The organism is Limimaricola sp. (genome assembly GCF_016125575.1).
Lineage (GTDB): Bacteria > Pseudomonadota > Alphaproteobacteria > Rhodobacterales > Rhodobacteraceae > WGLM01.
In genome coordinates this window covers 154,660-168,301 of sequence record NZ_WGLM01000002.1, presented here as the reverse complement: position 1 = coordinate 168,301, position 13,642 = coordinate 154,660, and the positions used below count along the sequence as shown (strand labels likewise).

The 13,642-nt window shown below is 68.1% G+C and carries 13 protein-coding genes; 3 read left to right on the top strand and 10 right to left on the bottom strand.

Annotated features, from left to right (window positions below):
• Nucleotides 1-4: 4 nt before the first annotated feature.
• The 10 genes from GC146_RS02280 to GC146_RS02235 all read right to left on the bottom strand — a co-directional run bounded on the left by GC146_RS02280 (nt 5) and on the right by GC146_RS02235 (nt 9,988).
• A complete protein-coding gene (locus GC146_RS02280; protein ID WP_291833792.1) occupies nt 5-1,627 on the bottom strand; it encodes an ABC transporter substrate-binding protein in 1,623 nt (540 codons plus the stop codon).
• Between the two features lie 27 nt (nt 1,628-1,654).
• Complete coding sequence (locus tag GC146_RS02275; protein WP_291833790.1) at nt 1,655-2,575, bottom strand: ABC transporter permease; 921 nt, start codon at nt 2,573-2,575, stop codon at nt 1,655-1,657.
• A complete protein-coding gene (locus tag GC146_RS02270) occupies nt 2,572-3,459 on the bottom strand; it encodes an ABC transporter permease (protein WP_291833787.1) in 888 nt (295 codons plus the stop codon). Before GC146_RS02270 ends, GC146_RS02275 begins: the two co-directional genes overlap by 4 nt.
• Nucleotides 3,437-4,045: an ANTAR domain-containing protein gene (locus tag GC146_RS02265; protein WP_291833784.1), complete on the bottom strand. Its 609-nt coding sequence runs from the start codon at nt 4,043-4,045 to the stop codon at nt 3,437-3,439. Before GC146_RS02265 ends, GC146_RS02270 begins: the two co-directional genes overlap by 23 nt.
• Nucleotides 4,042-5,130, bottom strand: a complete 1,089-nt coding sequence (locus GC146_RS02260) for a transporter substrate-binding protein (RefSeq protein ID WP_291833781.1) — start codon at nt 5,128-5,130, stop codon at nt 4,042-4,044. Before GC146_RS02260 ends, GC146_RS02265 begins: the two co-directional genes overlap by 4 nt.
• A gap of 215 nt (nt 5,131-5,345) precedes the next feature.
• Complete coding sequence (locus tag GC146_RS02255) at nt 5,346-5,879, bottom strand: GNAT family N-acetyltransferase (protein ID WP_291833779.1); 534 nt, start codon at nt 5,877-5,879, stop codon at nt 5,346-5,348.
• Nucleotides 5,880-5,967: 88 nt separating this feature from the next.
• Nucleotides 5,968-7,026, bottom strand: coding sequence for an ABC transporter ATP-binding protein (locus GC146_RS02250; protein WP_291833776.1), 1,059 nt, complete (start codon nt 7,024-7,026; stop codon nt 5,968-5,970).
• The gene (locus tag GC146_RS02245; RefSeq protein WP_291833774.1) at nt 7,023-7,847 is read right to left on the bottom strand and encodes an ABC transporter permease subunit; all 825 of its coding nucleotides are present in this window, start codon (nt 7,845-7,847) and stop codon (nt 7,023-7,025) included. Before GC146_RS02245 ends, GC146_RS02250 begins: the two co-directional genes overlap by 4 nt.
• Nucleotides 7,844-8,629, bottom strand: coding sequence for an ABC transporter permease subunit (locus GC146_RS02240; protein WP_291835705.1), 786 nt, complete (start codon nt 8,627-8,629; stop codon nt 7,844-7,846). The genes GC146_RS02245 and GC146_RS02240 overlap by 4 nt, the downstream gene beginning before the upstream one ends.
• A 258-nt stretch (nt 8,630-8,887) precedes the next feature.
• Entirely contained in the window at nt 8,888-9,988 is a 1,101-nt protein-coding gene (locus tag GC146_RS02235) for an ABC transporter substrate-binding protein (RefSeq protein WP_291833771.1), read from the bottom strand.
• 129 nt (nt 9,989-10,117) lie between these two features.
• On the opposite strand from GC146_RS02235, the gene GC146_RS02230 reads away from it, so the two are divergent.
• From GC146_RS02230 to GC146_RS02220, 3 genes are all read left to right on the top strand, one after another.
• Entirely contained in the window at nt 10,118-11,053 is a 936-nt protein-coding gene (locus GC146_RS02230) for an LOG family protein (RefSeq protein WP_291833768.1), read from the top strand.
• An 11-nt stretch (nt 11,054-11,064) separates the two neighbouring features.
• On the top strand, nt 11,065-12,462 hold the full coding sequence (locus GC146_RS02225) for an MBL fold metallo-hydrolase (protein ID WP_291833765.1): 1,398 nt from the start codon (nt 11,065-11,067) through the stop codon (nt 12,460-12,462).
• Nucleotides 12,463-12,534: 72 nt separating this feature from the next.
• Nucleotides 12,535-13,632 carry a zinc-binding dehydrogenase gene (locus tag GC146_RS02220; protein ID WP_291833763.1) on the top strand — a complete coding sequence of 366 codons (1,098 nt, stop codon included), beginning with the start codon at nt 12,535-12,537 and terminating at the stop codon, nt 13,630-13,632.
• Nucleotides 13,633-13,642: the final 10 nt, after the last annotated feature.

Sequence of the window (13,642 nt, the reverse complement as noted above, 5' to 3'; positions counted from 1 at the left end):
GCGCCTACTCTTTCACGTAGATGTAGTCGTAGTTCACCGGGATCGTCACCGGATCGACGTAAAGGCTGTCATCCCCGCCCAGGCGCGCCGACTTCATCGTGTAGCGCTTCTCGTTGAAGACGGGGGCCCAGGGCGCGTCAGCCATGATCTTGGTGAAGATGTCCGACCACATCGCCATGCGCTCGTCGGCCTTGGCGGGGTCGGCGATGCTATCGGCCTTGGTCGCCATCTCGTCAAAGCTCTGCACGCAGTATTTCGACCAGTTCCAGCCGCCCGGCGCGGCTCCCGCACAGCCCAGAATCGGCCCGTAGAAGTCGGACGGATCGGGGAAGTCGGCGATCCACGCCATGCCGCCCGACCAGATCATCGGCGCGGTGCCGTCGCCGCCCGCGGCGATGACGTTGGCCTGATCGAGCGACTTGATCGTCACCTTGATGCCGATCTGGGCCAGGTCCTGCTGGATCGCCTGCGCGATGCGCGGGTTGGGGTCGGCGTTCATCGCGTAAAGCTCGGTCTCGAAGCCGTCGGCAAGGCCCGCTTGGGCCATCAGCGCCTTGGCGCCTTCCACGTCGTAGGGATAGCCCGCGTAGTCCTTGTTGTAGCCGGGCATGTCGGGCGGCAGCGGCTGGTTGGCGGGCACGGCGCGGCCGTTGATGATCTGGATGATCCGGTCCTTGTTGATCGCCATGTTGATCGCCTGCCGCACGCGCACGTCATCCAGCGGTTTCATGTTGACGTTGATCGTGACGTAGCCGGTCTGCAACTGGTCGCCGACGACCACCAGCTTGGCCTCGTCGGGGTTCGACATCACCTCGGTGAACTTCGCGGGTGGAATGCCGTCGCCGGGAATGTCGATCTCGCCCTTCTGCAGGCGCAGCAGCGCGACGATGGGCTCCTGCCCGACCTGGAAGGTGATCTTGTCGATGTAGGGCACGCCCGGACGCCAGTAATCGGTGTTCTTCTCGAAGACGACCTGCTGGCCGATGGTCCAGTCGGTCATCTTGTAAGCGCCGGTGCCCACCGGGTGGTGGCCGAAATCGGTACCCCACTTGTCGACCTCTTCCTTCGGCACGACCGAGGCGAAGTTCAGCGCCATCACCTGCAGGATCGTGGCATCGGGGTGCGACAGCGTGACCGAGATGGTCTGCGGGTCGATCACCTTTACGCCTTCCAGCGAGGTGGCCGAGCCATCGGCCATCTTGTCATAGCCGAGGATCGAGCCGAAGAAGCCCGCGCCGGGCGACTGCGTGGTCGGGTTCGTCACGCGGTCGAGCGAGTATTTCACGTCCTCGGCCGTCATCTCGCGGCCGTTGTGGAACTTCACGCCGGTGCGCAGGTGGAATGTGTAGGTCAGACCGTCGTCGGACACGTCATAGCTTTCGGCAAGGCCGGGGCGCAGCTCGGTCGTGCCGGGGACATAGTCCATCAGCCGGTCGAAGAGCGACTTGATCATCGACCAGTTCTGCCAGTCATAACCGATCGCGGGGTCAAGCGTGGCGACGTCGTCCTTGTAGGTGACGATGATGTCGCCGCCGGGCTTGGCATTGGGGTCGGGCGTGTAATCCGCCGCAAGGGCGGGCAGCGCGAGGCCCAGTGTCAGCGCGGTCGAAAGTAGTAGTCTTTTCATAACGTTCTCCCGTTTGGTTGGACAGTTTCAACGAATGCGGATGCGGGGGTCGATCGCCGGGGCGATCAGGTCGGCAATCAGGTTGCCCGCGACGATGGCGCAGGCCGAAACCAGCGTGACGCCCATGATGATGGGAATGTCGACGCGCTGGATCGCCTGCCATGCCAGCTGGCCGATGCCCGGCCAGCCGAAAACGCTTTCCACCACCACGACGCCGCCCATGAAGATGCCGATGTCGATGCCGATCATCGCGATCACCGGCAGGATGGCGTTGGGCAGCGCGTGGCGCAGGATGACGCGCGCGCGCGTCAGGCCCTTGGCCCGCGCAGTGCGGATGAAATCGGCGCGCAGCACCTCGATCATGCTCGACCGCATCATCCGCGCGTACCAGCCCGACCCCAAGATGCCGAGGGTGACGGCGGGCAGCACGAGGTGCCGGAAGGTGCCGTAACCGCCGATGGGAAACCACGACAGCCGCACGGCAAAGACGTAGAGGAGCAGGAGCGAGACTAGGAATTGCGGCGCCGAGACCGCGACGAAGGAGGTGATCATCAGCCCGGTATCGGCGGCGCGGCCCCGGCGCAGCGCGGCGATGACGCCCATCGTCAGGCCCAGCACCAGTTCGCAGAAGATGCCCGCGGCCATCAGAAGCAGCGTCGGCGGCAGGCGCGCGGCGATCAGGCTCGCCACCTCAGTCTTTTGCAGGTAGCTGCGGCCCATGTCGCCCTGCATCAGCCCGCCAAGGTAGCGGATGTATTGCACCACGAAGGGCTGATCGAGACCCAGCTGGTGGCGGATGTTCTCGACCGTCTGCTGCGTCGCCGCGCGGCCCGCGATCTGGCGCACCGGGTCGGCGGGCAGGACGTAAAGCAGGAAAAATGTGATGAAGCTGACGCCAAGCAGGATCAGCGCCGATTGCACCAGCCGTCGCAGAAGGTAGGCCGTCATCGGTCGGACCCCCGCAGCGTCGGGTCCAGCACGTCGCGCAGCGCATCGCCCACAAGGTTGAAGGCCAGTGCCAGCAGCAAAATCGCGGCCCCCGGCACGAAGACCAGCCAGGGCGCGGTCTGGAAATAGGTCTGGTTCTCGAAGATGATGTTGCCCCAGCTGGGCGTGGGCGGCTGCACGCCGACGCCAAGGTAGCTTAGCGTCGCCTCCAGCAGCACCGTGGTGGAAATGCCCAGCGTGCCCCAGACGATGATCGTGGGCACGAGGTGCGGCAGGATGTGCCGCCACAGGATGCGGCCCGTGCTGGCGCCCAGCGTGCGTTCGGCCGCCACGAAGTCGCGCGTGGCCAGCGACGAGGTCTCGGTATAGATCACCCGCGCCGTCTGCACCCAGTTCACCAGCGCGATCACCAGCGCCACGATCCACAGCGAGGGCTGAAAGATGGCCGCAAGGCAGATCGCCAGCAGGAGTGCCGGAAAGGCCATCATCAGGTCGGTAAAGCGCATCAGCACCGCGCCCACCCAGCCGCGGAAATAGCCCGCGATCACGCCCACGAATGTCCCGATCAGAAGCGCCATGCCATTGGCGGCGATCCCGATAATCAGCGAGGTGCGCGCGCCCCAGATGATCCGGCTAAGCAGGTCGCGGCCCAGCAGGTCGGTGCCCAGAAGGTAGGTGCCCCCCGGCGGCAGGGGCGAGCCCTGAAGTGTCAGGCCATCGAAGTTCTGTTCGTCCGGGGCAAAGGGCGCGACCAGTGGCGCAAGGATCGCCGCAGCGGCAATCACCACGATCACGGCCAGCCCGAAGAGCGCCAGCTTGTGCCGGGCCAGCCGCGACAGGGCCCCGGCCGGGCGGCGCGGATCAACGACTGCGGCGTCGGCCATGATCGGCCTCCTGCGGGTCAAGTTGCGCCACGACCCGTTCCGCCGCCGCCTCGAAACTGACGCGCCAGCGCATCGCCAGCTGGCGCAGATGGTCAAACGCCGTGCTTTCGTCGCGGCCCTGCCCCATCAGCAGCACGACCGCGTGCACCACCGTCTGGCGCGCGTCGATACGGGCCTTCAGCCCCGCCACCTCGGCCGCCAGCCGCTGGCGCGCCTCGAACGCCACCCGCGCGATCAGCAGGGCCGAATAGGCCCCGCCATCGCCCACTGGTTTGAGAAGTTGCGCATCCGCGCCCATCCGCAGCGCCCATTCGATCCGCCCCGGCGCCTCGGACCCGATCAGCGCGATCATCGGCACGGGGCCCGCGCCCGGCGCCCAGGGAAACTGGCCATCATGGCCCATGTCGGCATCGTAGAAGACGAAATCGGCGCTTAGCGCCGCGGCACCCGCCTCGGGCCATGCGGTATCGACCTTCAGGCCGATCGCCGTCAGTTGGCGGCCCAGCGCCTGCACCACGACGTGTGGCCGGTGCACGATCAGCGCGCGGGCGCCGCCCAAGGGGGGCACCTGCAACCGCCCGCTCATGACACCACCCGCAAGGCCGGCCGGGGCTGGCCGCGGTCCTGCGCAAGGTAGGGGTCGCCCGCCACCGCCGCCTGCCGCGAAAGCACCCGGAATGCGCCGTCCTTCACCTGCGCGATCAGGACCGGAAGCGTAGTGTGATGCGTCTGCGGGTCGATGGCGCAACCGGCGGGCAGCGGCGCCTGCAACAGGTCGGCCAGCGGTGCACTGGCCCGCGCGGGCGCCCCGGCCAGCAGGCCCGCCAGCTGGTGCACAGCCGCATGGGCCGCCGCCTCGTGCGAAGAGCCGAAGCCGTCGCGCCCCGGCCAGCCGCCAGCGCCGCGGAAATAGGGCCCGGCGGCGATCAGTCCCGCGGCATCGTCGCCCATCGCGGGCAGCTCGCATTCGGTCATGTTGCACGACAGGACCGGGCAACGGTCGGGGGCAAAGCGTGCATCCTCGTCCGCCAGCCGGCGCATCGCCGCCATGAAGGCATAAGACGACGGGCCGATCAGTGCGTTGTGGATGAAGGCGGGCCGGGTCGCGCGAATCTCGTCGATCATCCGCGCCACGTCCGTGTCGCCGATCGGCAGGTACCGCTCGCCGAGCACTTCGCCGCCCGCGGCCGCGACGCGCGCGCGCGCCAGCCGGTTCATCTCCCAACCCCAGATGTAATTCGAGCCGACCAGATAGGCGCGCCGCCCGTAGGCCGGCATCGCCCAGTCCAGCAGCGGCAACAGGTGCTGGTTGGGGCAGGCATGGGTATAGGCGACATGGTCGGACGCCTCGAACCCCTCGTAGGGCACCGCGTACCACAGCGTGCCGCCCATCCGTTCCAGGACCGGGATCACCTCCTTGCGGCTCCACGAGGTGACGCAGCCGATGACGTGGCGTGCGCCCGACCCGCGCAGGATGTCCTCGCACATGGGCGCGTAAAGGTCGATGTTGCCGCCCGGATCACGCTCGACCGGGACAAGGGTAAAGGGCTGCGCGGGGTCGGCGTTGATCTCGTCCATCGCGGCCAGCGCCCCGGTGCGGCACGCCTCGCCGATCAGCGCATAGCTGCCCGAACGCGAGTAAAGCAGGCCGATCTCGATACGCGTCTTCATGCGTTTCCCCACACGAAAACGCCCCATCCCCCGAAGGCCGGGGGCCGTCAGGAGAGCGGGGCGCGGATGCCGTAGAAATGTTCAGATATGAGGATGCTGCGAGCGATTCGGGCGCAGGTCAAGCGGCATGTGACGGCAAGGTGCCAAGCGAACGCGCGGCTGCCCGATTCTTGGGCGGAACCCCGGCATCGCTGCTGCCAAACAGCGCGCCCCCGTCACATCCCCAGTTCGGCTGGTGACAGGTGCCGCCAGACCAGCAGCCGGCCATGCCGGGGATGGTCGTGGTCATATTCGTGAACCGCCCCCAGCCGCCGCGCCAGCGCGATCGAGCGCAAGTTGTCGGCCTTCGTGCAGCTGACGACGCGCGTCCAGCCCAGCGTTTCGTAGGCATAGCGCCGTGCCCGGATCGCCGCCTCGCGGGCAATGCCTCGCCCCTCGGCCCCGGCAAAGACCGACCATGCGATCTCGGGTTCCGGCCAGCCCTCGGGCAGCATCAGGCCGACGACGCCAAGTGCTGCGTCGGTGTGGCGGTCGGCGACCACCCAACGGCCATAGCCGCGCAGGTGCCAGTGCCCGATCAGCGCGCAGAAATCCCCGAAGGCCATGTCGCGCGGGCGCGGTCCGCCGATGCCCGCCGCGCGGTCGGAGGCAAGAAAGGCGGCATAGGCCTCGAAATCGCGCAGGGCCGGCGGGCGCAGGACCAGCCGTTCGGTCTCCAGCGTGGGAAGTGATATGGCAAGTCCGGTCAACGGCGGCACCCCCGGCAAGCGGCATGTCTAATGCCGCATCGGGGTTTGAGGGTGGCCGAAAACCCGCGCTCGGACAAGCGGCCCGGCGTCAGTGATCCAGCACGATCGCGTCGCGCGCGGCAAAGCTCACCTCGGCCTCGCTGCCCACCGGCGGCGGCGGCGCGTCGGCCCGGTTGAACGTGTCGAGCGAAACCTTGCCCACCCCCATGTCGGCACGGATGCGGATGACCGAGCCGAGGAAGTTCACCTCGTCGATGCGGGCCTTCAGCACCACGTCCAGCCCCTCGGCCCGGCCCAGCCGCACCGCCTCGGGGCGCAGCGCCACGCTGACCGCGCTGCCCGCCGGCACCTTTAGCGCCCGGCCCAGCCGCACATGCTGGCCATCCAGCGACAGCGTGCCGGTCTGCGCATCGGCCACGGTGGCCTGAAGCGTGTTCAGCGTGCCGACGAACCCCGCGACGAACCGCGTCGCGGGCTGGTTGTAGATCTCGAAGGGCGCGCCCACCTGCTCGGCGATGCCGCCGTTCATCACCACCACGCGGTCGGACATCGACAGCGCCTCTTCCTGGTCGTGGGTGACGAAGATCGTGGTGATGCCCAGCCGCCGCTGGATCTCGCGGATCTCGGTGCGCAGTGACACGCGGATCTTGGCGTCGAGCGCCGAAAGCGGCTCGTCCAGCAGCAGCACGCGCGGCTGCACGGCCAGCGCGCGGGCCAGCGCGATGCGCTGCTGCTGCCCGCCCGACAGCTGGAACGGGTAGCGCCCGCCAAGGTCGGGCAGGCCGATCAGCTCCAGCATCTCGGCCACGCGGGCGGCGATCTGCGGCTTGGGAACCCGTGCCGCGCGCAGCCCGAAGGCCACGTTCTCGGCCACGCTGAGATTGGGGAACAGCGCGTAGGCCTGAAACACCATGCCGATGTTGCGCTGGTTGGGGCGCAGCGCCGTCACGTCCTGCCCGTCGATATGGATGCGCCCCGCGCTGGGCGTCTCGAACCCTGCGACCATGCGCAACACCGTCGTCTTGCCGCAGCCCGAGGGGCCGAGCAGCGAGATGAACTCGCCCTTTTGCACGCCAAGATCGAACTCCTTGACGACGGTGTTGGCGCCGAAACTCTTGCGCAGGGCGGAGATGGTCAGGAAACTCATTGGCTCTTGCTCGCGGCAAGGGAACGGGAGGGGCGGAACAGGCGCTGGCCAGGCTTGCGCGTCGCGGCCATCTGCATCAGCGCCATCAGGATCCAGGTCAGCGCGAAGCTCATGATCGCCAGCGCGGCGGGCTGGTAGGCGTAATCCTGCCCCAGCTGCACCATGTAGGGGCCGAAGGCGGGACGGTTCAGCAGGCTGGCCAGCACGAACTCGCCCAGGCTGATCGAGAAGGTCAGGAACGCCCCCGACACGATGGCCGAGCGCACGTTGGGAAAGATCACGTCGATGATCGTGCGCAGCCGCGAGGCGCCAAGGCTTTCGGCGGCCTCGGTCAGCGTGGCGATGTCGATCGAGGCCATGCCGTTGTCGACCGCGCGGAACATGTAGGGCATCGACAGCACGACATAGCCGATCACCAGCAGGATGTTGGTACCCCAGCTCGACATCGTCAGCGGCAGGATCGAGTTGGAGCCGAAGAGGCGGATATGGCCGAAGACCAGCACCACGGGCGGAATGATCAGCGGCAGCAGCGACAGGAACTCGACCACCGGGCGCAGTTTCGGCAGCTTCAGCCGCACCCAGTAGGCCGTGGGCACCACCAGCACCGCGCCGAAAAAGATCGCCGCCGCCGAGGCCACGGTGGAAAAGGTCAGCGTGCTGAGAAACGTGCTGCTTTCAAAGACCGAACGGTAGGCTTCGAACGACAGCTCGCCCCGTTTCATCTGCAACGAGAACTGGAACGCGGCGTAGAGGGGCACCAGGAAATAGGCGGCCCCGGCCAGCACGATCAGCGTGGGCAGGATGGGAAAGCGGCGGGTCATTTCTGCCACCTTTCGGCGCGGGTGCGCAGCACGAGGTAGGCGGTGTTGGTCACGATCATGATCGCGATCATTCCCACCGCCAGCGCGTAGCCGAGGTTCGGGTTGTAAAGGACGTTGCCCCGGATCTGCTGGAACAGCAGGATCGGCACGACCGAGAAGTTCGACCCGGTCAGCGCGATGACCGTGGCCAGAGTGCCGAAGGCATTGGCGAACAGCAGCAGGAAACAGCCCAGCACCGAGGGCGCCAGCACCGGCGCGCCGACGAAGCGCCAGTATTGCAGGCGGCTGGCGCCTAGGCTGGCCGCGGCCTCTTCCCATTCGCGCTTGAGGCCCTCCAGCGCTGGCGTGATCACCAGCAGCATCAGGGGCATCTGGAAATAGAGGTAGGTCAGCGCCAGGCCCCAGAACGAGAAGAGCGAGAACCCGGTCGCATAAAGGTTGATGTGGAACACCTTGCGCAGGATCACCGTCACAAGGCCGATGCGCCCCAGCGTGGCGATGAAGGCGAAGGCCAGCGGCACGCCGGCAAAGTTCGAGGCGACGCCGGAAAACGTGGTCACCGCACTTCTGACCCAGCCCGGCAGCCCGCCCAGCACCACCGCCCAGGCCAGCATCAGCCCCGTCACCGTGCCGATCAGCGCCGAGGCGAGGCTGAGCCGGATCGAAAGCCAGTAGGAGGCGGCGATGTTGGGCGAGGCGAGGTCGGCGATGTTGCCCAGCGTGAACGCCCCCTTGGGCGTCTGGAAGGCGCCGATGATCAGGTAGCTCACGGGGGCCAACATGAAGATGATGACGAAGGCCAGGAACGGCACCGCCCCCAGCCAGTCCCATCGTCCGCGCGCCGGCACGCCCGCGCGGGGCTGCGGCGCGCTTTCGCGCAATCCTGCGGCAGTTCCGGCCTCTGTCATGGCTGTCATGCTGTCCGTCGTCCCCTGCGGTCCATCCTGCCCCGGACCGCGTCTGTTAAATGGTGAAACCGGACGGCGGGACTGCTCCCGCCGCCCGGCACGGCTTTCGGGCCGATCAGGCCGGGGCCGCGCTTATTGCGCGCCCATCTGGGTGGCCCAGTTGTCGGCCGTGGCGGTCTTGGCGGCGGCCTGTTCGTCCAGCGACGGGAACACCGCCTTGGCGTAGTTGTCGGCCGCCGGCAGTTTCGCCATCAGGTCGGCGGGCAGCTTGCCCGCGGCGGCGAGGGCGTTGAACCGGATCGGGTGGCAGTAGCCCGCCAGCCACAGCAACTGACCTTCGTCCGAGTAGAGGTATTCCATCCACAGCTTGGCCGCGTTCGGGTGCGGCGCGTAGGCCGAGATCGCCTGGATGTAGACGCCCGCGACAACGCCGTCGGAGGGCACGACCACGTCGACCGGCGGGTTGCCGGCCAGCTTGTCGCGCATCGCCAGCAGGTTGTAGTCCCAGTCGAAGTAGATCGGCGTGGTGCCCTGCGCCAGGTTCTGGGCCGAGCCATTGACCGGCACGAGGTTGCCGTTTTCCTTCATCGCCTTCCAGTAGGAGATGCCCGCGTTCAGCGCGTCGGCACCGGCCGAACCGGGCTGCTGCGACAGGCCCGCGGCATAGACGGTCATCATGGTGGAGTTGCCGGTGCGCGGATCGCCCGGAATGGCGACGGCGGCGTTGTACTTGCCATCCATCAGGTCGGCAAAGCTGGTGGGCTCGTCGGTGACGATGTCCTTGTTCACGCCGAAGGCCAGCACGCCGTAATAGTCGCCGTACCAGTAACCGTCTGCATCCTTGGCCGAATCGGGGATCTCGTCCCAGGTCGACACCTTGTAGGGGGCGAGCAGACCATCAGCCACCGCCTGCGGGCCAAAGCCCAGGCCCACGTCGATCACGTCGGGCGCCTGCGGGCCCATGTTGCCCTTGTTGGCCTTGATCGCCTCGATCTCGTCACCCGAGCCCGCGTTGGGGTTCAGTTCGTTGACGGTGATGAAGGGATATTTCGCCTTGAAACCGTCGATGACGGCACCGTAGCCGCACCAGTCATGCGGGAGGGCGATGGTGGTCAGCTGGCCCTCGGCCTTGGCGCCGGCAATCAGCTCGTCCATGCTCTGGGCCGAGGCGCCCGAGGCGATCATGACCGCCGCGGCGCTCGCCGTCAGGAACAGCGCGTATTTCGTTTTCATCTCATCTCTCCATTCAGGATGGCCGGGCGACACCGGCAGGCGAACCCTGCCTTGCGCGGCTGGCCACCCGCTTACGCCCCGGCTGCAACAGATTCTTGACAGCGCGCGGTGCGCGTTCATCCTGACCGCATGTCGCGCAAGGCCGACCCTGCCACCCCGCCGCCCAATGACGGCACCCTGCCCTGGCAGGTTCCGAAAGAGCCGCGCGACGATCCCGACGCGCCCGCCCGCATCCGCAGCACGATGGAGAACCCCAGCTACCGGATGGCCGAGGACGATCCCGATTTCCTCGGCAGCGACGCGGTGCGCGGTCCCCGGCTGGAGCTTGACTACCTCAAGACCGAACTTGGGCTGGCCGCGCATGGCATCGGACATACCGTCGTCGTCTTCGGCAGCACCCGCATCTGCGAACCGCAGGCGGCGGCGCGCCTTGTGGCCGAGGCCGAGGCGCGGCTGGCCGAGGCACCCGACGATCCCGACCGCCAGCGCGACCGCGCCATTGCCGGCCGCCTCGCCGCCAAGGCGCACTACTACGACATCGCGCGCGAGTTCGCGGCCTTGATCGCGGCGCGTGGCGACCGGCCCCACGGCGAACGCATCGCGGTGATGACGGGCGGCGGGCCCGGCATCATGGAGGCGGCCAACCGCGGCGCCTGGGCGGAAGGGGCACCCTCCGTCGGCCTGAACATCGCGCTGCCGCATGAACAGTTCCCGAACCCTTACCTGACGCCGGGCCTGTGTTTTCAGTTTCACTACTTCGCCCTGCGCAAGCTGCATTTCCTGCAACGCGCCCGCGCGCTGGTGGCCTTTCCCGGCGGCTACGGCACCTTCGACGAGCTGTTCGAGACGCTGGTGCTGATCCAGACCCGCAAGATGCCACCGTTGCCGGTGGTGCTGATCGGCCCGGAATTCTGGTCGCAGGCGGTGAACTTCGACTTTCTGGTCGCCGAGGGCGTCATCGCGCCCGCCGATCGCGCTCTTTTCCACTTCGCCACCACCGCGGGCGAGGCGTTCGCCCACATCGCAGGCTGGTACCGCGCCCGCGGCCAGCCGCTGTTCGACTAGGAGGAAGGCCGATGCAGCTGTCGTTTCACGGCGCCGACCGGGGCGTGACCGGATCGTGCCACCTGCTGCAGGCGGGCGGGCTGCGCATCCTTGTCGATTGCGGCCTGTTCCAGGGGAGCCACGACGCCGAGATCGAAAATGCGGGGCCCTTCGGCTTTGACCCAGCCGAGATCGACGTGCTGCTTCTGACCCATGCCCATCTGGACCATTGCGGGCGCATCCCGCTGCTGGTCAGCCGCGGTTTTCGGGGCGAGATCGTGGCCACCGCCGCCACCCGCGAACTGGCCCGGCTGGTAATGCTCGATTCCGCCCATCTGCAGGAGGAAGAGGCAGAGCGGCATTCCCGCCCGCTGCGCCGCCGCGGCCGCAAGGCGCGCGCGCCGCTCTACGGCATCGCCGACGCGCTGGCCGCCCTCGACCGTTTTGGGCGCAGCGCCGATTACGGCAGACCGCTTGACCTTGGCCCCGGCGTGCAGGTCACCTTCATCGATGCCAGCCACATCCTGGGCTCTGCCGCGCTGGTCCTTGACGTGACCGAAGGCGGCCTGTCCCGCCGCATCGTCTTTTCCGGCGACATCGGCAATCGCGGTCACCCGGTGCTGCCCGATCCCACTCCGCCGCCAGAAGCCGATTACGTGGTGATCGAAACCACTTATGGTGACCGCCGCCACCGCGATTTCGACGCTTCCGTCGACGAATTGGTCACGGCGGTGCAGGACGCCCTGAAGCGCGGCGGCAACGCGGTGATCCCGACCTTCGCGATGGAACGCGCGCAGGAGGTGCTTTTCGTGCTGGCGCGCGCGGTCCAGCAGGGCAAGCTGCCCGGCACGATGCCGGTCTTTCTCGACAGCCCTATGGCGATCTCGGCAACCGATATCTTCGCGCATTACCCGCAGGCCTTCCGCCCGGAATTCGCTCGCCTGCTGCGCAAGGGGCATGATCCGTTCGGCCTGCCGGCGCTGGCCTTCACCCGCGACCGCACCCACTCGATGGAGATCAACAGCATCCACGGTGGCGCGGTGATCATGGCCGGCTCGGGCATGTGTACCGGCGGGCGGGTGCTGCACCACCTGCGCCACAATCTCTGGCGGCGCGACAGCAGCGTCGTCTTCGTGGGCTTCGCCGCCCCCGGCACGCTGGCCCGGCGCATCGTCGACGGTGCGAAATCGGTGCGGCTTTTCGGCGAGACCATCGCCGTCAAGGCGCATGTTCACACCATCAACGGGTTTTCCGCCCATGCCGACCAGCCCGAACTGCTGGACTGGCACGCCCATACCGGGCAACCGCGCAAGACCTTCTTGGTGCATGGCGACCCTGACCGCGGCATGGCGGGCATGCAGGTGGCCCTGACGGAACGCGGACATGCCACGCAGTGCCCCGCGCTGGGCGAGGTCGTGACGCTGGACTGAGCCGGGCCGGTTGACGCGGCCCGCCCGCGCACCTTACCCCGGGTAACGCGGCACGGCAGGAGGGCACGGGTGATGGGCGAGACGATGCAGGCCATGGTCCTGACCGGGCATGGCGACATGGGCCGGCTGGTCTGGCGCACCGACGTGCCCCGCCCCGACCCGGGGCCGGGCGAGGTGCTGATCCGCGTCGGGGCCTGCGGGCTGAACGCCACCGACGTGAACACCCGCATCGGCTGGTATTCCCGCGCGGCGACGGCGGGCGTCGATGCCGCGGCGGGCAGCGCGGGACTGGCCGACATCGCCATGGAAACCGGCACCTGGACGGGCAAACCCATTCCCTTTCCACTGATCCAGGGGGCCGACACGGTGGGCCGGATCGTGGCCGTGGGCGCCGGCGTGGACGCCGCCCGCGTGGGCGAGCGCGTGCTGGTCGATCCATGGCTCTTGGGTGCGGGCGACTGGCTGAACCCCGCAAACGCGCCCTATTACGGCACCGATTGCGACGGCGGCTTTGCCCAATACTCGGTCATCCGCGCCGCCAATGCCCATGCCATCGAGACCGACCTGCCGGATGCCGAACTGGCCACCCTGCCCTGCGGGCTGACCACCGCCGACAACCTTGTCGGCAAGACCGCGCCGCGCCCGGGCGAGACGGTGGTCGTCGCCGGCGCCTCTGGCGGGGTGGGCACGCTGGCGGTGCAACTGGCCCATGCCTCCGGCGCACGGGTGATCGGCCTTGCCGCACCCGCCAAGGCCGACCGGCTGCGCGCGCTGGGCTGCGACGCGGTGGTCGACAGCCGCGCGCCCGATCTTGCCGAGCGTATCCGCGCAGCGGCGGGCGGGCCGGTGGAGGCGGCCATCGACGTGATCGGCGGCGCGGTCTTTGCCGGGCTGATCGGCGCGCTGCGGCAGGGCGGGCGCTATGCCGCCTCGGGCGCGCTGGGCGGGCCGGTGGTGCAATTCGACCTGCGCGACCTGATCTACAAGGATTTGCGGCTAATGGGCGCCACCATCGTGCCGCCGGGCAACATGGCGCGCCTCGTCAGGATGGTCGAACGCGGGCAGGTGCGCCCGCAGCTTGCCGCCACTTATCCCTTGAGGGAGTTGCACGCCGCCCAGCGCGCCTTTCTGGACAAGGCGCATGTCGGGTCCATCGTGGTGGTGCCCTAGGGCGGCGGAC